An 18,989-nucleotide genomic window follows, 5' to 3' on the forward strand; every position below is an offset into this window, starting at 1 on the left:
CAGGACGCGAAAGGGGGGTGGAGATGCACGACGACGCCGATACGAGCGGTCACGTTCCGGTCATGCTCGGACGCGTTCTGGAGCTGCTGGAGCCGGCGATCGCCGCGTCCGCGTCGGGCCCCGCTCCCGTCGTCGTCGACGCCAACCTGGGGCTCGGCGGCCACACCGAGGCGCTGCTCGCCGCACACCCCTCGCTGCACGTGATCGGCATCGACCGCGACCCTTTCGCGATCGAGTACGCCACGCGCAGGCTCGCGCCGTACGCCGGGCGCACCACGCTGGTGCACGCCTCGTCCGACGAGCTGAGCGCCGTGCTGGCCGCGGCCGGTCGCCCCACCGTCGACGGGGCGCTGTTCGACCTGGGCGTCTCCTCGCCGCAGCTGGACGAGGCGGCGCGCGGGTTCGCCTACTCCTATGACGCGCCGCTCGACATGCGGATGGACACCGAGCAGGAGCTCACCGCCGAGGCGGTGGTCAACACCTACTCCGCGGGTGAGCTGGCCCGGATCCTGCGCGACTACGGCGAGGAGCGGTTCGCGGGGCGGGTCGCCAACCTCATCGTCAAGGAGCGGGCCAAGGAGCCCATCACGTCGACGAAGCGGCTGGCGGACCTGGTCAGGGACGCGATCCCGGCCGCGACCCGGCGCACCGGCGGAAACCCCGCCAAGAGGACTTTCCAGGCACTGCGCATCGAGGTGAACGCGGAGCTCGCCGCCCTGGAGGTGGCGCTGCCCGCCGCGCTCGACGCGCTGGCGCTGGGCGGGAGAGTCGTCGTGCTCTCCTACCACTCGCTGGAGGACCGGCTCACCAAGCAGGTCCTCACCGCGCGGACCAGGGACACCAGCCCGCCCGGGCTGCCCGTCCCGTTGCCGGCCCACCAGCCGAGGTTCCGCACCCTGACGAGGGGAGCCGAGCTCCCGAGCGAAGAAGAGCTGGCCCGCAACCCGCGGGCGGCTTCGGCCCGGCTCAGGGCCGCAGAGAGGATCCGTGTTGACGACCAGGACTGAGCAGGAGACCAGGCGGGGCGCGCCCGTCCGCGGCGCTGTGCCCACGACTGGGGCCAAGACCGGCCAGCGCAGGCCCGAGCCGCCGCATCCGGCCAAGCCCGTCCCGCAGCCGCGCCCCGACGCGGCCCGGCGCCGTCCCCGCGCCGACGCCGAGCAGCCGCCCCGCGCGGCCCGCCCGGCGTCCGCGCGGCCGCAGACGGGCGCGCGCGGCGAGAGCGGCGTGCCCGGCGGCCGCGGCGCGGCCGGCGTCCGTGACCGCGCCGCGCGCCCGGAGACCGGCGCCCGCACGGCCGAGACCGGCGTGCGCGGGTCGCGGACCGTCACCGAGCCGCGGCGGACCAGGCCCGGCGTGCGCGTGCCTCGGCCCGGGACCGCACGGCCGGAGCAGGCGCGCCCGAGGCGGGCCGCCACCGGCCGGCCCACGCGGCGCCAGCGCACCCCGTTCGTGCTGCTCGTCGTCGGGCTGCTCTGCGGCGGCCTGGTCACCCTGCTGCTCCTCAACACGGTGCTCGCGCAGGACTCGATGACCGCCTCCACCCTGGTCGACGAGATCTCCGACGCCCGGCAGCAGAACGAGGACCTCCAAAGGCTGATCGAGGAGGAGAAGCTGCCCAGCAGGGTCGCCGAGCGGGCCGAGGACCTCGGCATGCGCCCCGACTGGGACCGGATCGACACCTACGACGGCGCCGCCTCGAGTCAGGTGGGCTCAGCACGGTGAGGGACTCCGGCGGCAGGGGACAGGGCCCCGGTCGCGGCGGAAGCGGCGCCGGCTCTCAAGGAGGGCCCGGCGCCGCTCGTCGTACGCCCGGCGGCCCCGGACGGACGGGGCGGACGGGCGGTCCGGCCCGCTCCGACGGCACGGGCCGTCCCGCGTCCCCCGACGACCCCTTCCACCTGCCCTTCGGCGACACTCCCCGCACGCGCGGCGGCTCCTCCGCCGACGACGACGCCCACGGGAAAGGACGCCGCGACGACTCCGGCGACCGTCCCTCCCAGCGCGGGAGGTCCCGCGGGGACGACGACCCCCCCGCACGCGGACGGGCCCAGCGGGACCCCGGCGAGCGGCAGGACGACACGTTCCGCCGCCGCCCCGCCGACGCCGCGCGGCCACCCTTGCGCGACCGGCCACGGGGCGACCGGCCACACGGCGACCGGCCACACGGCGACACGGACGCGCGCGGGCGCGACGACCGGGCGGCCCGGCGTACCCAGGCCGGCGACCCTCCCGGCCGGCGCGCCCGCGACGACGAGGGATCACGGGGCGACGCCCGCGCGGGCGGGCGGGCCGGAGCCGACGCGGGCGGCCGTGGGGGCGCCCGCGTCCGTGACGGCGCGCCCGGCCGCCCGGGAGAGGGCGCCCGGCGCGGGCCGCAGGAACGGCCGCGCGCCGGCGGCGGTGGCCGCAAGCCACCGCCGCCGCCGAAACCGCCGCTCGTGCTCCGCCTCGGCAACCCCCGCAGGCGCATCAGCATCGGCCTCATCGGCATGACCTTCGTCCTGTCGATCTTCGCCGGCCGGCTGATCCAGATGCAGGGCCTCGACTCCAAGGTGTACGAGGCCGCGGCCACCAAGCAGCGCCTGCACGTCGAGGAGATCCCCGCCAAGCGCGGCTCCATCACCGACGTCAACGGGCACGAACTGGCCCACACCGTCGAGGCGCGCGACATCTCCGTCGACCCCACCAAGATCAAGCCGGCGGACAGGCAGGCCGTCGCCGCGCTGGTCGCCCACCACCTCGGCAGGCCCGTGGAGGACATCGCCGCGAAGCTCGCCAGGACCGACACCCGCTACCAGCTGCTGGCCAGGGGCATCGCCCCGGCCGTGGCCGACCGGCTGCTCAAGGAGCCGGTGCCGTCTCTCAAGAAGCCGGTGCCCTCGCTCAACGCGACCAGCACCTTCCGCCGCGTCTACCCCGGCGGCGACCTGGCGGGCAGCCTGATCGGCTTCATCGGCGACGACAAGGACGGCCTGACCGGCATCGAGCAGGTGAAGAACGCCGTGCTGGCCGGCCGCGACGGCAAGCTGCAGATCGAGACGGGCCGCGACCGGCAGCGCATCCCCATGACCGGCAGCCAGCGCACGCCCCCGGTCGACGGCAGCGACGTGCGCCTGACGATCGACCGCGACATCCAGTGGGCGGCCCAGCGGGCGATCGCCGACCAGGTCCGGTCCGTCAGCGCCGACAGCGGCACCGTCATCGTCATGGACGTGCGCACCGCCGACGTCATCGCCATGGCCAACGCCCCCGAGCTCGACCTGACCAAATGGCGCGAGGCCCCGGCGGCCCACTACCTGAACCGGGCCGCGGCCGACGTGTTCGAACCCGGCAGCACCAACAAGGTCATCACCGCGGCGGCGGCGATCGAGGGCGGCGTGGTCGAGCCCGAGACGGTCTTCCACGTCAAGGACCACGTCCAGTGCTACGACCGGGTGCTGCGCGACGCCCACGCCCACCCGCCGCAGGACATGACCTTCGCCGAGGCCATGGCCCAGTCCAGCAACGTCGCCACGGTCATGGCGGCGCGCAAGGTCGGCAGCAAGGGCCTGTACGACATGCTCAAGGCGTTCGGGTTCGGCTCCAAACCGGGCAGGGACATGCCGGGCGCCGAGGCGGGCCTGCTGCCGGAGCACACCAAGTGGTCGGGCAGCCAGAGCTGCACGATCGCGTACGGGCAGGGCGTGTCGGTGACGGCGCTCCAGATGGCCAGCGTCTATCAGACGATCGCCAACGGCGGCGTCAAGATCGAGCCGAGGATCGTGGCGGGCAGCACCGCCCCCGACGGCACGTTCACGCCCGCCGGCCCCGCCAAGAAGACCAGGGTCATCAGCACGGCCACCGCCAAGGAGATCAGCGCCATGCTGGAGGACGCGGTCGGCGAGCAGGGCACCGGCGAGCTGGCGGCCATCCCGGGCTACCGGGTGGCGGGCAAGACCGGCACCGCGAACCGCTACGATGCCGAACTCGGCCGCTACGACGGCTACACGGCCTCGTTCGTGGGGTTCACCCCCGCCGACGCGCCCCGCCTGGTGGTTCTGTCGGTGCTGCAGAACCCGAAGAAGGGCCACTACGGCGGGCAGCTCGCGGCCCCGGTGTTCAAGGATGTGATGACGTTCGCTCTCAAGAGCAGGAAGATTCCGCCTACAGGCTCTGCCGCGTCCCCCGCGCGGACGCGCGCGGAGCAGTGAGCGGGAACGGTACGCTGCCGCAGTGCGTCCCCCGTCGTCCATGCGTCCGACGAACAGTCCGCCGCGCCCGCTGACCGCGCTGGCGACCATGCTCGATGCCGAGCCTGGCACCGCGCGGTCGCCGCATGCCGCGCTGACCGGCGTCACCCACGACTCCCGCCAGGTGCGGCGCGGAGATCTCTACGTCGCGCTCCGCGGTGAGCGGGCGCACGGCGCCGACTTTTCCGCCCAGGCCATGGCGGCCGGCGCCGTGGCGATCCTGACCGACGCGGCCGGCCGCGAGGCCGCCGTCGCCACCGGCCTGCCGGTGCTCGTCGTGCCCGACCCGCGCGCGCTGCTCGGCCAGGTCGCCGCCTGGGTCTACGGCCGCCCGGCCCAGGACATCACCGTGCTCGGCGTCACCGGCACCAGCGGCAAGTCCACGACCACGTTCCTGCTGGAGGCCGGGCTGCGCGCGGCCGGTCACACCACCGGCCTGGTGGGCGGCGTCGAGATCCACGCCGGCGACCTGAGCTTCGAGGCCAGGCTGACCACCCCGGAGGCGTCGGAGCTGCACGGCCTGTTCGCGCTCATGCGCGAGCGGGGCGTCACCGCCGCGGCGATGGAGGTCTCCAGCCACGCCCTCGCGCTCAACCGCGTCGACGGGATCTTCTACGACGTGGCGCTGTTCACCAACCTGTCGCAGGACCACCTCGACTTCCACCGCGGCCTCGACGACTACTTCGCCACCAAGGCCAGGCTCTTCCAGCCGGAGCTGAGCCGGGTCGGCGTGACCAACGTCGACGACCCGCACGGGCGCGAGCTGCTGCGCCTGGCCAAGGTGCCGATGACCACGTTCTCCGCCCAGGGCGACCCGGACGCCGAGTGGCGGGCGCTGGACGCGCGGCTGGGCGCCGACGGCAGCGCCTTCCGGATCGTCGGCCCCGGCGGCGTCGAGGCCGACGCGCAGATCGCGCTGCCCGGCCCGTTCAACGTCGCCAACGCGCTCGGCGCCGTCGTCACCCTGGTCGAGGCGGGGGTGCCGCTGCAGGCCGCGGTCCACGGCATCGGCACCTGCGTGGGCGTGCCCGGCCGGATGGAGCGCGTGACCGGCGCCGGCGACGACTTCCAGGCCATCGTCGACTACTCGCACAAACCCGGCGCGGTGGAGTCGGTGCTGCTGTCTCTGCGCGAGGTGACCGCGGGCCGGCTCACCGTCGTGCTCGGCTGCGGCGGCGACCGCGACACGGGCAAACGGCCGCTCATGGGCGAGGCCGCCGCGCGGCTGGCCGATGTGGCGGTTCTCACCAGCGACAACCCCCGCTCGGAGGACCCGCTGGCCATCCTGGCCGCGATGATGGAGGGAGCGCTGCGCGTGCCGCGCGAGGAGCGCGCTCATGTGATCATTGAGCCCGACCGCGCGTCCGCCATCGGCCTCGCGGTGAACCGCGCCTCGCGCGGTGACGTCATAGTCGTGGCAGGCAAGGGCCACGAGCAGGGCCAGTACGTTTCAGGCGAGGTGATCCCCTTCGACGACAGGGAGGTGGTCGCCGCAGCGATCGACGCACGTAAGGAAAGCAGGAAGCACGAATGATCCCGTTGCCTCTGGCCAGGATCGCCGAGATAACCTCGGGCGCGCTGTCGGGCACGGCCGACCCCCGGGCCGTGGTGCGCGGTCCCGTCGTGATCGACTCGCGGGCCGTGGAGCCCGGATCCCTCTTCGTCGCCTTCCGCGGCGCCCGCGTCGACGGCCATGACTACGCGGCCCAGGCCGTGCGGGCCGGCGCCGTCGCGGTGCTGGCCGGCCGCCCCGTGGACGCGCCCTCCGTCGTCGTGACCGACCCCGTGGTCGCCCTGGCCGAGCTGGCGACCGCGCAGGCCGCCGCGCTGCCGGGGGCGACGGTGATCGGCGTCACCGGTTCCGCGGGCAAGACCACCACCAAGGACCTCCTCGCGCGGCTGACCGCCAGGATCGGCCCGACGATCGCCCCGGCCGGCAACCACAACAACGAGATCGGCCACCCGCTCACCGTGCTCAAGGCCGACCTCGACACCCGCTACCTGGTGCTGGAGCTGAGCGCCCGCCACATCGGCAACATCGCCGACCTGGCGCGCATCGCCCCGCCGACGATCGGCGTGGTGCTCAACGTCGGGACCGCCCACATCGGCGAGTTCGGCGGCAAGGAGGCCATCGCGAAGGCCAAGGGCGAGCTGGTCGAGGCGCTGCCGGCCACCGGGGTCGCGGTGCTCAACGCCGACGACCCGCTGGTCCTGGCCATGGCGGCGCGCACCGACGCGCGCGTCACCACGTTCGGGCGCGGCGAGCAGGCGGCCATCCGCGCCGAGGACGTCACCGCCGACGAGCGCGGGCGGGCCTCGTTCACGCTCCGCACCCCCTCCGGCGCGGCCCCCGTCACGCTGAGGCTGTACGGGGACCACGCGGTCGACAACGCCCTGGCCGCCGCCGCGGCGGGCTACGAGCTGGGCCTGCCCGTCGCCGCCATCGCCGAGGAGCTGTCGGCGGCCGAGCCGCGCAGCCGGTGGCGGATGGAGGTAACCGACCGCCCCGACGGCGTGACGATCGTCAACGACGCCTACAACGCCAACCCCGACTCGATGCGCGCCGCGCTGCGGACCCTCGGCGTGCTGGGCCGGGGCCGGCGGCGCTTCGCGGTCATCGCCGCCCTGCGCGAGCTGGGCGAGGACAGCGAGGCGATGAACACCGAGGTCGGCCGGCTGGCGGGCGCGGGCGGCCTGGCCGGGCTCGTCGTGGCCGGGCCGGACGCCGGTCCGATGCTCGAAGGCGCCCACGCCGGCGCCCAGGAGGCCCAGCGGGGCGGACCCCCCGGCGCGCCGCTGCCGCGCATCGTGCACGTGCCCGACGCCGAGGCGGCCGCCGCCGAGCTCGGCCCGTGGCTGCGGCCCGGCGACGTGGTGCTCGTCAAGGGCCCGCGCGCCATGGGGCTGGAGCGCACCGCCGAGCTGCTGCTGGGAGGCACGAGCCGGTGACCAACATCATCATCGCCGGCGCCATCGGGCTCGTCCTGTCGATGCTCGGCACCCCCCTGGCCATCCGGCTGTTCTCCAGGCGCGGCTACGGTCAGGAGATCCGCGAGGAGGGCCCGTCCGGCCACCACGGCAAGCGCGGCACCCCCACCATGGGCGGCACCGTCATCGTGCTCGCCTCGCTGCTCGCCTACGGCGCCTCCCACCTGGCCATGCTGGAGCCGGTCACCGCCTCCGGCCTGCTCGTGCTGTTCCTGATGACCGGCCTGGGCGCGGTCGGCTTCCTCGACGACTTCATCAAGATCTACAAGCAGCGCAGCCTGGGCCTGCGCAGCGGCGCCAAGGCGCTCGGCCAGCTCATCGTGGGCGCGATCTTCGCCGTGCTGGTCACCCAGCAGCCGAACATCTACCAGATCACCCCGGCCGACACCCGGCTGTCCTTCCTGCGCGACTTCGGCCCGTCGATCGGCATCGTGGGGTTCACCGTCTGGGTCCTCATCATGATCGTCGGCTTCTCCAACGCGGTGAACCTCACCGACGGCCTCGACGGCCTGGCCAGCGGCGCGACCGGCGTGGTGCTCGCCGCCTACGTGCTCATCGGCAACTGGCAGCTCCGCAACAACTGCATCGACCAGCTCGGTCCCAACTGCTACTGGGTGCGCGACCCGCTCGACCTGGCCGTGGTGGCCGCCGCCGTGCTCGGCGCGCTCGTCGGCTTCCTGTGGTGGAACGCCCCGCCCGCCAAGATCTTCATGGGCGACACCGGCTCGCTGGCCCTCGGCGGCGTGCTGGCCGGTCTGGCCATCGCCACCCGGACCCAGCTCCTGCTCATCCTCCTGGCCGGGCTGTGCGTGGTCATCACGCTGTCGGTGATCATCCAGGTGGGCTTCTTCAAGATGACCGGCAAACGCGTGTTCAGGATGGCGCCGCTGCAGCACCACTTCGAGCTCAAGGGCTGGGCCGAGACCACGATCGTGGTCCGCTTCTGGCTGATCGCCGCCCTGTGCGCGGCGCTCGGCCTCGGCCTGTTCTACGTCGAGTGGATGCCCAAGTGACGAGCCTGACCTGCGTGGCCGGACTCGGGGTGTCCGGCACCGCCGTGGCCAGGGCGCTGGCCGCGCGGGGCGAGCGCGTCGTGGTCGTGGAGTCCGGCGAGGGCGAACGCCGGCTGGCCGCGGCCGCGGAGCTGTCCGGCCGCGGCGTGGAGGTCCGGCTCGGCCCCCTGTCGCTGCCGCAGGGCACCACCCGGCTGGTCACCACCGGCTGGGCGCCGCACCATCCGCTGATCGCCGCCGCGCTCGCGGCCGGTGTCGAGGTGGTCGGCGAGGTGGAGCTCGCCTGGCGGCTGCGGCCCGCCGAGCCCGCCCCGTGGCTGGCGCTCACCGGCACCAACGGCAAGACCACGGCGGTGCGCATGCTCACCTCGATGCTGACCGCCGCCGGCCACAAGGCCGCCGCCGTCGGCAACGTGGGCGTGCCCGTCGTCGAGGCCGTGCGCGAGCCGTACGACGTGCTCGCGGTCGAGCTGTCCAGCTTCCAGCTGCACTGGTCGGCCACGCTCGCCCCGCACGCCGCCGCCGTGCTCAACGTCGCGCCCGACCATCTCGACTGGCACGGCTCGATGGAGGCGTACGCCCAGGCCAAGGGGCGCGTCTTCGAGCGGGCCGGCACCGTCGTGCACAACGCCGACGACCCCGAGTCCACCCGGCTGGCCCGGCCCTATCCGGGCGCGGTGGGCTTCACCCTGCGCGCCCCCGGGCCCGGCCAGGTCGGCCTGGTCGAGGACCTGCTCGTCGACCGGGCCTTCGTCCCCGACCCCGTGACGGCGGCCGAGGAGCTCGCCACGCTCGCCGACGTGCGCCCGCTCGCGCCGCACAACGTCGCCAACGCGCTGGCCGCCGCCGCGCTGGCCCGCGCGTTCGGCGTGCCGCCCGAGGCGGTACGGCAGGGGTTGCGCGACTTCACCCCCGACCCGCACCGGCTGGCGCACGTCGCCGAGGTCGCCGGGGTCGCCTACGTGGACGACTCCAAGGCCACCAACCCGCACGCCGCCGCGGCGGCGCTGGCGTCCTACCCGTCGATCGTGTGGGTGGCCGGCGGCCAGCTCAAGGGCGCCGACGTCACCGAACTGGTGGAACGGGCCGCGCCGCGGCTGCGCGGGGCGGTGCTGCTGGGCGCCGACCGGGCCAGGATCGCCGAAGCTCTCGCGCGACACGCGCCGAATGTCCCCGTCGTGGACATCGAAGGTCAGGACACTGGTGTGATGGACCGTGTCGTCACCGAAGCCTCCCGGCTCGCCTCTCCCGGGGACACCGTGCTGCTCTCCCCGGCGGGCGCGTCGCTGGACATGTTCCCCAACTACCCGGCCCGAGGGGAGGCCTTCGCGCGAGCCGTACGCGCCCTGGAGGCGGACACGTGAGCACCGCCACCGACGAGCGCGGCGAGCACGCCGGGCCGGTCGCGACGCAGCACCCTTCCGGCTGGGCCCGCGAGCGGTTCACGGCGCTCAAGGAGCTCCTGGACAAGCCGCTGGCCACCTACTACCTGATCCTCGGGTGCAGTCTGCTGCTGCTCGCGCTCGGGCTGATGATGGTGCTGTCCGCCTCCAGCATCGAGGCGATGCAGGTGACCGGCAGCCCGTTCTCGTGGTTCATCAAGCAGTCGTTCTCGGCGGCGCTCGGGCTGCCGATCATGTGGATCTTCACCCAGCTGCCGTACCGGTTCTTCCGCTGGATGGGCTATCCGCTGATGGCGTTGTCGATCATCGCGCTGGTCCTGGTGCTGTTCATCGGCTCGTCCGAGCTGGGCGCGCAGCGGTGGATCTACTTCGGCCCGTTCACCGTCCAGCCGTCCGAGCCCGCCAAACTCGGGCTCGCGGTGTGGGGGGCCGACCTGCTGGCGCGGCGGGCGCGCAAGGGCCGCATCGAGTGGCGGCAGCTGCTGATCCCGCTGCTGCCGGGCGTCGCGATCCTGGCCATCCTGGTCATGCTCGGCAGCGACCTGGGCACCACGCTCGTGCTGTTCCTGATCTTCCTGGCGCTGCTGTGGGTGGTGGGGGCGCCGATCAAGCTGTTCGGCGGCATCCTGTCGCTCGCCGTGCTGGCCGCCGTCATCATGATCACTGTCGAGCCCTACCGGATGGCCCGCGTCGGCGCCTTCCTCGATCCGTGGGCCGACGCGCAGGGTGACGGCTACCAGGCCGTGCAGGGGCAGATCGCGATGGGCTCCGGCGGCTGGTTCGGGATCGGGCTCGGCAACAGCAGGCAGAAGTGGGACTGGCTGCCGCACGGCGAGAGCGACTTCATCTTCGCGATCCTCGGCGAGGAGCTGGGGCTGATGGGCACGCTGCTGGTGGTCGCGCTGTTCGGCCTGCTCGGCTACGCGGGGCTGCGGGTGGCGTCCCGGGTCGACGACGCGTTCGTCCGGCTGGTCTCCGCCGCGGTCGTCGCCTGGATCGTCGGCCAGGCCATCGTCAACATGGGCGCCGTGCTCGGCGTCCTGCCGATCACCGGCATCCCGCTGCCGCTGGTCTCCTACGGCGGCTCCGCGCTGCTGCCCACGCTCGCCGCGCTGGGCATGCTGCTGTCGTTCGCCAAGCGGGAACCCGGGGCGCGGGAGGCTCTGGCCGCGCGTGGCCCCGGACCGGCCGCCCGGGCCCTAAGCTGGCTTGGCCTGGGGGGTATGACCAAAGGCCGAGGAAGACGTTAGGGAGTGACCGACATGAGGGTGGTCCTCGCCGGTGGTGGCACGGCCGGACACATCGAGCCGGCGCTCGCCCTTGCCGACGCGCTGCGCCGCCTCGACGCCGGCGTCGGCGTCACCTTCGTGGGCACCGAACGCGGGCTGGAGACCCGGCTGGTCCCGGCCCGGGGCTACGAGCTGGACCTGGTGCCCGCCGTGCCGCTGCCCAGGGCCCTGACCCCGCAGCTGCTGACCGTCCCCGGCCGCCTCGCCGGAGCGGTCAACGCGGTCGCCGCCGTACTCGACCGGGTGCGGGCCGACGTCCTGGTCGGCTTCGGCGGCTACGTCGCCACCCCCGCCTACCTCGCCGCCAAGCGGCGCGGCGTGCCCATCGTGGTGCACGAGGCCAACCCCAGGCCGGGCCTGGCCAACCGGCTCGGCGCCAAGCTCACCGACCACGTCTTCACCGGCTTCCCCGACGCCGCGATCCCCAGGGCCGAGTTCATCGGCACCCCGCTGCGCCGCGAGATCGTCGAGCTGGACCGGCTCTCCATGGGCGACAAGGCCCGCTCCTGGTTCGGGCTGCAGACCGACCGGCCGACGCTGCTGGTGTTCGGCGGTTCCCAGGGCGCCCGGTCGATCAACGAGGCCGCGCTGGCCGCCGCGCCCGCCCTGCGCGCCGTGGGGGTGCAGGTGCTGCACGTGGTCGGCGCCAAGAACACCGTCGAGCACGAGCCGCCCCCCGGCGACCCGCAGTACGTCCTGCTGCCGTACCTCGACCGGATGGACGTCGCCTACGCCGCCGCCGACGTGGCGCTGTGCCGCGGCGGCGCGCTCACCTGCGCCGAGCTGACCGCCGTCGGCCTGCCCGCCGCGTATGTGCCGCTCCCGCACGGGAACGGCGAGCAGCGCATGAACGCCGAGCGCGTCACGGCCGGCGGGGGCGGCATTCTGGTGGACGACGCCGAGCTGTCATCTGATTGGATCATTGATCACGTTCTGCCCCTCCTCCACGACCCCGAACGGGTGGCCGTCATGTCTGAGGCCGCCTCGGCGCTGGGGACGAAGGACGCGGACATCACGCTAGCCAGGAAAGTGTTGGAGATAGTCCGATGAGTCTCGTCAAGCTGGTCGATCCCGTCGCCGCCGAACATCTGGGCAGGGTCCACTTCATCGGCATCGGCGGGTCGGGCATGTCCGGCATCGCGCGCATCCTTCTCAAGCGCGGGGTGAGGGTGTCCGGGAGCGACGCCCGCAGCAGCGACCTGGTCACCGAACTGCGCGAGCTGGGCGCCACCGTCCACATCGGCCATGCCGCCTCCCACATCAAGGAGGTCGACACCGTGGTCGTCTCCACCGCCATCCGCGACTCCAACCCGGAGCTGGGCGAGGCGCTCAAGCAGCGGCTGCGGGTCATCCCGCGGGCCGCGGCGCTCGCGTCCGTGATGTCCGGCCGCACCGGCGTGGCCATCGCGGGCACCCACGGCAAGACCACCACGACCTCGATGCTCACCGTCGCCCTGCAGAAGTGCGGCGCCGACCCTTCCTACTGCGTGGGCGGCCAGCTCGTCACCACCGGGCTGGGCGCCGACGAGGGCTCCGGGCGGGTGTTCGTGGCCGAGGCCGACGAGAGCGACGGCTCCTTCCTCATGCTGGCCCCGGAGATCGCCGTGGTCACCAACGTGGAGGCCGACCACCTCGACAACTACGGCGACCCGCGGGCCGTGCACGACAGCTTCGCCCGGTTCGTCGACCGGGTCGGCGAGCTTCTCATCACCTGCGCCGACGACCCGGGCGCGGCCGAGGTGGCCGAGGTGGCGCGCGCCCGCGGCAGGCGGGTGGTCACGTACGGCGCCGAGGGCGACTACCGGGTCACCGGGGTCAGGCCCGACGGGTTCGGCACCGTCTTCACGGTCGAAGGGCCCGGCGCGAGCAAGGGAGAGGTCCGGCTGGCCGTTCCCGGGGCCCACAACGCGCTCAACGCCACCGCGGTGATCGCCGTGGCCGACGAGCTGGGGCTGCCGTTCGAGGACATCAGGGACGGGCTGGCGGCCTTCACCGGGGCCAAGCGGCGCTTCGAGGCCAAGGGGGAGGCCGGCGGGGTCGTGGTGTTCGACAGCTACGCCCACCATCCGACCGAGCTGGCCGCCGACCTGCGCGCGGCGCGCGACGTGGTCGCCTCCTACTCCGGCGACGGCCGGGTCATCGCGATCTTCCAGCCGCACCTCTACTCGCGCACCCGGTTCTTCGCCGACGAGTTCGGCGCGGCGCTCGGGCTGGCCGACGAGGCGATCGTGCTGGACGTGTACGGGGCCCGCGAGGACCCCGAGCCCGGCGTGTCCGGGGCCATGGTGGCGGGCCGGGTGCCGCTGCCCGCCGAGCGCGTGGCGTACGTCCCCGACCGCGCGACGGTGCCCGATCTCGTCGCGGGCCGGGCCAGACCGGGCGACCTGGTGCTCACCATGGGCGCGGGCGACGTGACCGATCTGGGGCCGCGGATCGTCGCCGCGCTGTCACGCTGAGCCGGGGGTGCGGTGACCGCTCGCAAGATCTTCCTGGTGCTGCTCACCGCCGGCGTCGTGGGCACGGCGGCATGGCTGGTGTTCTCGTCGCCGGTACTCGGTGTCCGAAATGTGGAGATCGTGGGAAATGTCACACTGACCCCCGACGCGATCAGGAAGGTCGCGGCCGTGCCGGAGCTGCACCCCCTGGCCACCGTCGACCTGGCCCAGGTCGAGGGCCGGGTGCGCGGCATCCGCCAGGTCGCCTCCGCCAAGGTCGACCGCGTCTGGCCCGCCACGCTCCGGATCGAGGTCGTCGAGCGGGAGCCGGTCGCGCAGATCCAGGCCGGCGGCAAGGTCGCCGTGATCGACGGCACCGGGGCGGTCATCGAGGTGCGCGACGTGGCGCCGCCCATGCTGCCGGTGCTGCAGGTGGCCAGACCGGCCGCCGGCGACCCGGCCACCATGGCGGCGCTCGGCGTGGTCCGCGACCTGCCCTCCAGCCTGGCCGGCCGGGTCCGCAGAGTCAGCGCCACGACGGGGGAGGACGTCACGCTGGGCCTGTCCGACGGCCGCACGGTCATCTGGGGGGGCCTCGACCGTCCCGAGGCCAAGGCGCGCATCCTGCAGAGCCTCCTGAAGCGCGAGGCCGAGGTGTACGACGTGAGCTCTCCGGACGTGGTGACCCTCAAGTGATCCATTTCCGGATAAGACCCCGCGAAGTATCGCGCGTACCCGGGAAAGAGGGCGACTTCCCGTCCGGCGCGTCGCCGAGCCTGTGCCGGGCAGGCCGCCCGACGTGAGAGCCTGTAGATCGGATAGTGCGGCAAGGAGCGCTCCACCAGGCAAGACGGCGGAGCGAATCGGACAGCCCGCGACACGCCGGACGCGCTTGCGGCGCGGTTAGTTGACCCGCCCGGAGCGTAACTCCTACTGTCCGTATCAATCCTCAGGTTGACATAAATCTAAATCTCAACTTGAGGTTGAGAGTTACCCGAACTGACAAGACGCGGAGACAATCCGCACCGAAATGGCAAGTCAACGAGCGGAAAGGCCCCTCGTCGTGGCAGCACCGCAGAACTACCTCGCGGTCATCAAGGTCGTCGGCATCGGCGGCGGCGGAGTCAACGCCGTCAACCGGATGATCGAGGAGGGACTCAAGGGCGTCGAGTTCATCGCGATAAACACCGACGCCCAGGCGCTGCTGATGAGTGACGCCGACGTCAAACTGGACGTGGGCCGCGAGCTCACGCGCGGACTCGGCGCGGGGGCCAACCCCGACGTCGGCCGCAAGGCCGCCGAAGACCACCGTGAGGAGATCGAGGAGGTCCTCAAGGGGGCCGACATGGTCTTCGTCACGGCCGGGGAAGGCGGCGGCACCGGCACGGGCGGCGCGCCCGTCGTGGCCAACATCGCCCGCTCCCTGGGCGCCCTGACCATAGGCGTGGTCACCCGGCCTTTCAGCTTCGAGGGCCGCCGCCGGGCCATGCAGGCCGAGGCCGGCATCGAGACGCTGCGCGACGAGGTCGACACCCTCATCGTGATCCCCAACGACCGGCTGCTGTCGATCTCCGACCGGCAGGTCAGCGTGCTCGACGCCTTCAAGGCCGCCGACCAGGTGCTGCTCTCCGGTGTGCAGGGCATCACCGACCTGATCACCACGCCCGGTCTGATCAACCTCGACTTCGCCGACGTGAAGTCCGTCATGTCCGGCGCCGGCTCGGCGCTCATGGGCATCGGCCACGCGCGCGGCGACGACCGCTCGGTGGCGGCCGCCGAGATGGCGGTTTCCAGCCCGCTGCTGGAGGCCAGCATCGACGGCGCCCACGGCGTGCTGCTGTCGATCGCGGGCGGCTCCGACCTCGGCCTGTTCGAGATCAACGAGGCGGCGCAGCTCGTGTCCATGGCGGCCGCGCCCGACGCCAACATCATCTTCGGTACGGTCATCGACGACGCGCTGGGCGACGAGGTGCGGGTCACCGTGATCGCCGCCGGCTTCGACGACGTGCCGCAGAACGACAAGCAGCCGCCGCGCCCGCAGGCGCGGCCCGCCGCCTCCAGCGTGCCGCCGTCGGGACTGCGCTCCAGCGCGCCGACTCCGCCCAGGCCGGAGCCCGCGCGCCCGGAGCCGCGCGCCGACTTCCGCCAGGAGGCCCGTACGGACTTCCGCCAGGAGCCGCGCGCCGACTTCCGCCAGGAGGCCCGTCCCGAGCCGCGCACCGACTTCCGGCCCGAGCCCCGTACGGAGCCGCGCCCGGAGGCGTCGCGCCCCGAGCCGAACCCGGAGCCCCGGCCCGAGCCGGTCCGCCCCGCGGAGCCCGCCCAGGAGCCCGCGCCGGCCGCCACCGTCTCCTCCGCCGACGGGACGCCCGCCGACGGGCCCACCGGCCCGGTGTCCATCCCGCGCCCCACTCCGGAGCCCGCTAACCCGCCCACGCCCATCACCTCCCGCATGTCGGAGCCCGGCAAACGTCGTCCGGTGGTCTTCGAGGAGCAGGAGGAGGAACTGGACGTCCCGGACTTCCTCAAGTAGGTCCCACCCGGCCGGCAGGTCCCCCCGGTAGGCAGGTCCCCCCGGCAAGCAGGCCACACCCGACCGCCGCTCCCTCCGTCCACGCGCCTCCGGCGCGGTGCGGGGAGCGGCGCCGCCATGCCGGGCCCTGTCCGGAGCCTGCTTCCAGGCCCTCCGGCAACGTGCGCGGCCGTTCCACACCAGCACGCCCACTCCGGGAGCGGCACGTACGGGGTGAGGCGGCCGGTCCGTGGACCGGCCCTACGCGCCGGAAGATCGACAGGGGCGCGTCGTGGTGCCCTGCCGTGGAGGAAGGGCGTGTCCCACGATGAAGGAAAGGGCGCGTCCACGGCTCCGGCGCCGGGCGCGGGAGGAGAATGAGTTGACGGGAGGGAGAGGCGTGCGGAAGGACGAGATCGCCTCGCGCCTGGCCGAGGTCGACGCGCGGATCGCCGAGGCGTGCCGGGCGGCGGGGCGCGGCCGGGACGAGGTGAGCCTGATCGCGGTGACCAAGACGTACCCGGCCGACGACGTGCGGATCCTGGCCGGACTAGGCGTGCGCGACGTGGGGGAGAACCGCGACCAGGAGGCCGCGCCGAAGGCCCGCGAGTGCGCCGGCCTGCCACTGACCTGGCACTTCGTCGGCCAGTTGCAGACCAACAAGGTCCGCTCGGTCACAGGGTACGCCGACGTGATCCACTCGGTGGACCGGTCCCGGCTGGCCGAGGCCGTCAGCAAGGAGGCCGTCAAGCAGGGCAGGGAGATCGTCTGCCTGGTGCAGGTGGCGCTGGACGACGACCCGGGGCGGGGCGGCGCCGTCCTGGCCGACGTGCCGGCGCTCGCCGACCTGATCGCCGGGGCCCCCGGCCTGCGGCTCGGCGGGGTCATGGCGGTCGCGCCGCTCGGCGAGGACCCGGCCAAGGCGTTCGCGAGGCTGCGGGATGTCGCGGTGGCCGTACAGGAGAGGCACCCGCGTGCCACGATGATTTCGGCGGGGATGAGCGACGATCTGGCCGAGGCCATCGCGCACGGCGCGACACACGTGCGGGTCGGTACGGCGTTGCTCGGTCGTCGGAAGCTCTTCGTCAGGTAATGTCCCCTCAAGTGGGTCTTCAGGACCATGACTGGTAGAGGTCGATCAGCGGTGAGTTCCAGGGGGGTGCGGCTACCGCCTCGGACCCGGCGACAGGCCCGAGCGAGTGCGACCATGAGCGGGAGGACGACGTAGCGATGGCCGGCGCGATGCGCAAGATGGCGGTCTACCTCGGTCTCGTGGAGGACGACCGCTACGAGAGGTACGAGACCTACCCTGACGACTACCCGTACGAGGACGAGGTGCAGCGCGCCGGCGACGACCGGCCCGTACCTGTCCAGGACCGGGACGAGGACGCCGATCCGTCCGTCCCCGCGCCGCGGCCCGCCACCACCGTCTTGGAACGTCGCACCACCGACCTGGCCCGGATCACGACTCTGCACCCCCGCACGTACAATGAGGCCCGAACCATCGGCGAGCACTTCCGTGACGGCACCCCCGTCATCATGAATCTGACCGAGATGGTCGACAGCGACGCAAAACGGCTCGTCGATTTCGCGGCAGGTCTGGTCTTTGGCCTACATGGCAGCATTGAACGTGTTACCAACAAGGTGTTCCTGTTGTCCCCTGCCAATGTCGAGGTGACCGCCGAGGACAAGGCTCGAATCGCGGAACGCGGGTTCTTCAACCAGAGTTAGAGTCTCTGTATGTCAGTCGGACTCAACCAGGTCTCACCGAGACCCGGGGAGCACAGCAGGAGTGGAGGCGCGGCCGGACCGTGGGGATAGTCAGCCAGATCTTGGTCGTAGTCCTGTCTCTCTACATGTTGCTTCTCATCCTCAGGATGATCTTCGAGATGGTTCAGGCGTTCGCCCGCTCGTGGCGGCCCGCGGGGGTCGTGCTCGTGCTGGCGGAGGCCACGTACACCGCCACAGACCCGCCTCTGAAGTTCCTCCGCCGTTTCATTCCCCCGCTCCGGTTGGGTACGGTGGCCTTTGACCTGAGCTTCACAGTCCTCTTCATCATCGTGGTGATCTTGCTCAACATCGCGAGATCGCTCGGTCCGTGACGAGGTCTGCGGGGCACCGGTCATGATCCAACTCGTGTCCGCGCTGAAGTGATTCGGGTCACTGTCCCTCCGGCCAGACGCCAAGCGCGCCAAGGAGACCAAAATGCCGCTTACGCCCGCTGATGTGCGGAACAAGCAGTTCAGTACCACCCGGCTCCGACCGGGCTACGACGAGGAAGAGGTCGACGCCTTCCTTGACGAGGTCGAGGCTGAGCTTGACCGCTTGATCCAAGAGAACGAAGAGCTGCGTGCCAAGCTTTCCGAGTGCATGCGTGGCAAGGTGCCCGGTGGCATGAACATGCCCATGGCCTCCGCGCCCGTGCAGGAGCAGCCGAAGCCCGAGATGATGGCGCCGCAGCCGGAGCCCATGCGGGCGCCCGAGCCGCCGCAGCACCCGCAGCCCGTCCCCGTGGGCATGAACATGCCGCCCGCCGAAGACAACATGGACACCGCGGCCCGCGTGCTCGCCCTGGCCCAGCAGACGGCCGACCAGGCCATCGCGGACGCCCGCCGGGAGGCGGACGAGACCGTGACCCGGGCCCGCCGCGAGGCCGACGAGATCCTGACCAAGGCTCGCCGCCAGGCCGAGCAGGTCATCGGCGACGCCCGCGCCCGCGCCGAGACGCTCGAGCGCGACGCCCAGGAGCGGCACCGCCAGGCGATGGGCTCCCTCGTCCAGACCCGTGACGAGCTCGAGCGCAAGGTCGAGGAGCTGCGCAGCTTCGAGCGCGAGTACCGCAGCCGGCTCAAGCTCTACCTGGAGAACCAGCTCGCCGAGCTCAACGTCTCGGCGGAGGGCAGCGGCGGGTTCCCGGTCATGTCGGGCGGCCCCGGCGGCGCGCCGGCCATGCACGGCGTGCCCCAGGGTGGTCAGCAGCCTCTGCCCGGCGGCCCCAACCCGTTCGGCGGCGAGGCTCCGCAGGGCGTCTTCCCCGGCGGTGACGGACCCCACAACGAGCGCCGGTAAGGTAACGGGCCAAGGACCCGTCACTCGAAAGAGCCCCTAGTGATCCTT

At 72.9% G+C, this 18,989-nt stretch carries 16 protein-coding genes; all 16 read left to right on the top strand.

Features of this window, described 5'->3' with window-relative positions; genetic code table 11:
- Nucleotides 1-23: 23 nt before the first annotated feature.
- The 16 genes from rsmH (at nt 24) to ACQEUU_RS16760 (ending at nt 18,941) form a co-directional block, all read left to right on the top strand.
- Nucleotides 24-1,007, top strand: coding sequence for a 16S rRNA (cytosine(1402)-N(4))-methyltransferase RsmH (rsmH, locus tag ACQEUU_RS16685; protein WP_433066669.1), 984 nt, complete (start codon nt 24-26; stop codon nt 1,005-1,007).
- Nucleotides 991-1,725, top strand: coding sequence for a hypothetical protein (locus ACQEUU_RS16690; RefSeq protein ID WP_433066672.1), 735 nt, complete (start codon nt 991-993; stop codon nt 1,723-1,725). Before rsmH ends, ACQEUU_RS16690 begins: the two co-directional genes overlap by 17 nt.
- On the top strand, nt 1,722-4,193 hold the full coding sequence (locus ACQEUU_RS16695; RefSeq protein WP_433066675.1) for a penicillin-binding transpeptidase domain-containing protein: 2,472 nt from the start codon (nt 1,722-1,724) through the stop codon (nt 4,191-4,193). Before ACQEUU_RS16690 ends, ACQEUU_RS16695 begins: the two co-directional genes overlap by 4 nt.
- Nucleotides 4,194-4,233: 40 nt before the next feature.
- Nucleotides 4,234-5,766: a UDP-N-acetylmuramoyl-L-alanyl-D-glutamate--2,6-diaminopimelate ligase gene (locus tag ACQEUU_RS16700; RefSeq protein ID WP_433066678.1), complete on the top strand. Its 1,533-nt coding sequence runs from the start codon at nt 4,234-4,236 to the stop codon at nt 5,764-5,766.
- Nucleotides 5,763-7,181, top strand: a complete 1,419-nt coding sequence (locus ACQEUU_RS16705) for a UDP-N-acetylmuramoyl-tripeptide--D-alanyl-D-alanine ligase (RefSeq protein WP_433066681.1) — start codon at nt 5,763-5,765, stop codon at nt 7,179-7,181. Before ACQEUU_RS16700 ends, ACQEUU_RS16705 begins: the two co-directional genes overlap by 4 nt.
- On the top strand, nt 7,178-8,233 hold the full coding sequence (gene mraY / locus ACQEUU_RS16710; RefSeq protein WP_433066683.1) for a phospho-N-acetylmuramoyl-pentapeptide-transferase: 1,056 nt from the start codon (nt 7,178-7,180) through the stop codon (nt 8,231-8,233). The genes ACQEUU_RS16705 and mraY overlap by 4 nt, the downstream gene beginning before the upstream one ends.
- On the top strand, nt 8,230-9,597 hold the full coding sequence (gene murD / locus ACQEUU_RS16715; protein WP_433066686.1) for a UDP-N-acetylmuramoyl-L-alanine--D-glutamate ligase: 1,368 nt from the start codon (nt 8,230-8,232) through the stop codon (nt 9,595-9,597). The genes mraY and murD overlap by 4 nt, the downstream gene beginning before the upstream one ends.
- A complete protein-coding gene (ftsW, locus tag ACQEUU_RS16720; protein ID WP_433066688.1) occupies nt 9,594-10,886 on the top strand; it encodes a putative lipid II flippase FtsW in 1,293 nt (430 codons plus the stop codon). Before murD ends, ftsW begins: the two co-directional genes overlap by 4 nt.
- Nucleotides 10,887-10,898: 12 nt before the next feature.
- Nucleotides 10,899-11,975, top strand: a complete 1,077-nt coding sequence (murG, locus tag ACQEUU_RS16725) for an undecaprenyldiphospho-muramoylpentapeptide beta-N-acetylglucosaminyltransferase (protein ID WP_433066691.1) — start codon at nt 10,899-10,901, stop codon at nt 11,973-11,975.
- Nucleotides 11,972-13,381, top strand: a complete 1,410-nt coding sequence (murC, locus tag ACQEUU_RS16730; protein WP_433066694.1) for a UDP-N-acetylmuramate--L-alanine ligase — start codon at nt 11,972-11,974, stop codon at nt 13,379-13,381. The genes murG and murC overlap by 4 nt, the downstream gene beginning before the upstream one ends.
- Nucleotides 13,382-13,393: 12 nt before the next feature.
- Nucleotides 13,394-14,056 (top strand): cell division protein FtsQ/DivIB, encoded by a 663-nt coding sequence (locus tag ACQEUU_RS16735; protein WP_433066697.1) that lies wholly within the window; start codon nt 13,394-13,396, stop codon nt 14,054-14,056.
- A 367-nt stretch (nt 14,057-14,423) separates the two neighbouring features.
- Nucleotides 14,424-15,893, top strand: coding sequence for a cell division protein FtsZ (gene ftsZ / locus ACQEUU_RS16740; RefSeq protein ID WP_433066700.1), 1,470 nt, complete (start codon nt 14,424-14,426; stop codon nt 15,891-15,893).
- Between the two features lie 379 nt (nt 15,894-16,272).
- Nucleotides 16,273-16,965, top strand: coding sequence for a YggS family pyridoxal phosphate-dependent enzyme (locus tag ACQEUU_RS16745; RefSeq protein ID WP_433066703.1), 693 nt, complete (start codon nt 16,273-16,275; stop codon nt 16,963-16,965).
- Nucleotides 16,966-17,102: 137 nt separating this feature from the next.
- Nucleotides 17,103-17,603: a cell division protein SepF gene (locus ACQEUU_RS16750; protein WP_433066706.1), complete on the top strand. Its 501-nt coding sequence runs from the start codon at nt 17,103-17,105 to the stop codon at nt 17,601-17,603.
- Between the two features lie 80 nt (nt 17,604-17,683).
- Nucleotides 17,684-17,974 carry a YggT family protein gene (locus ACQEUU_RS16755; RefSeq protein WP_270156017.1) on the top strand — a complete coding sequence of 97 codons (291 nt, stop codon included), beginning with the start codon at nt 17,684-17,686 and terminating at the stop codon, nt 17,972-17,974.
- Between the two features lie 103 nt (nt 17,975-18,077).
- Nucleotides 18,078-18,941, top strand: a complete 864-nt coding sequence (locus ACQEUU_RS16760) for a DivIVA domain-containing protein (RefSeq protein WP_433066710.1) — start codon at nt 18,078-18,080, stop codon at nt 18,939-18,941.
- Nucleotides 18,942-18,989 lie beyond the last annotated feature (48 nt).

The sequence above is a fragment of the Nonomuraea sp. CA-218870 genome (assembly GCF_050936535.1).
GTDB lineage: Bacteria > Actinomycetota > Actinomycetes > Streptosporangiales > Streptosporangiaceae > Nonomuraea > Nonomuraea corallina.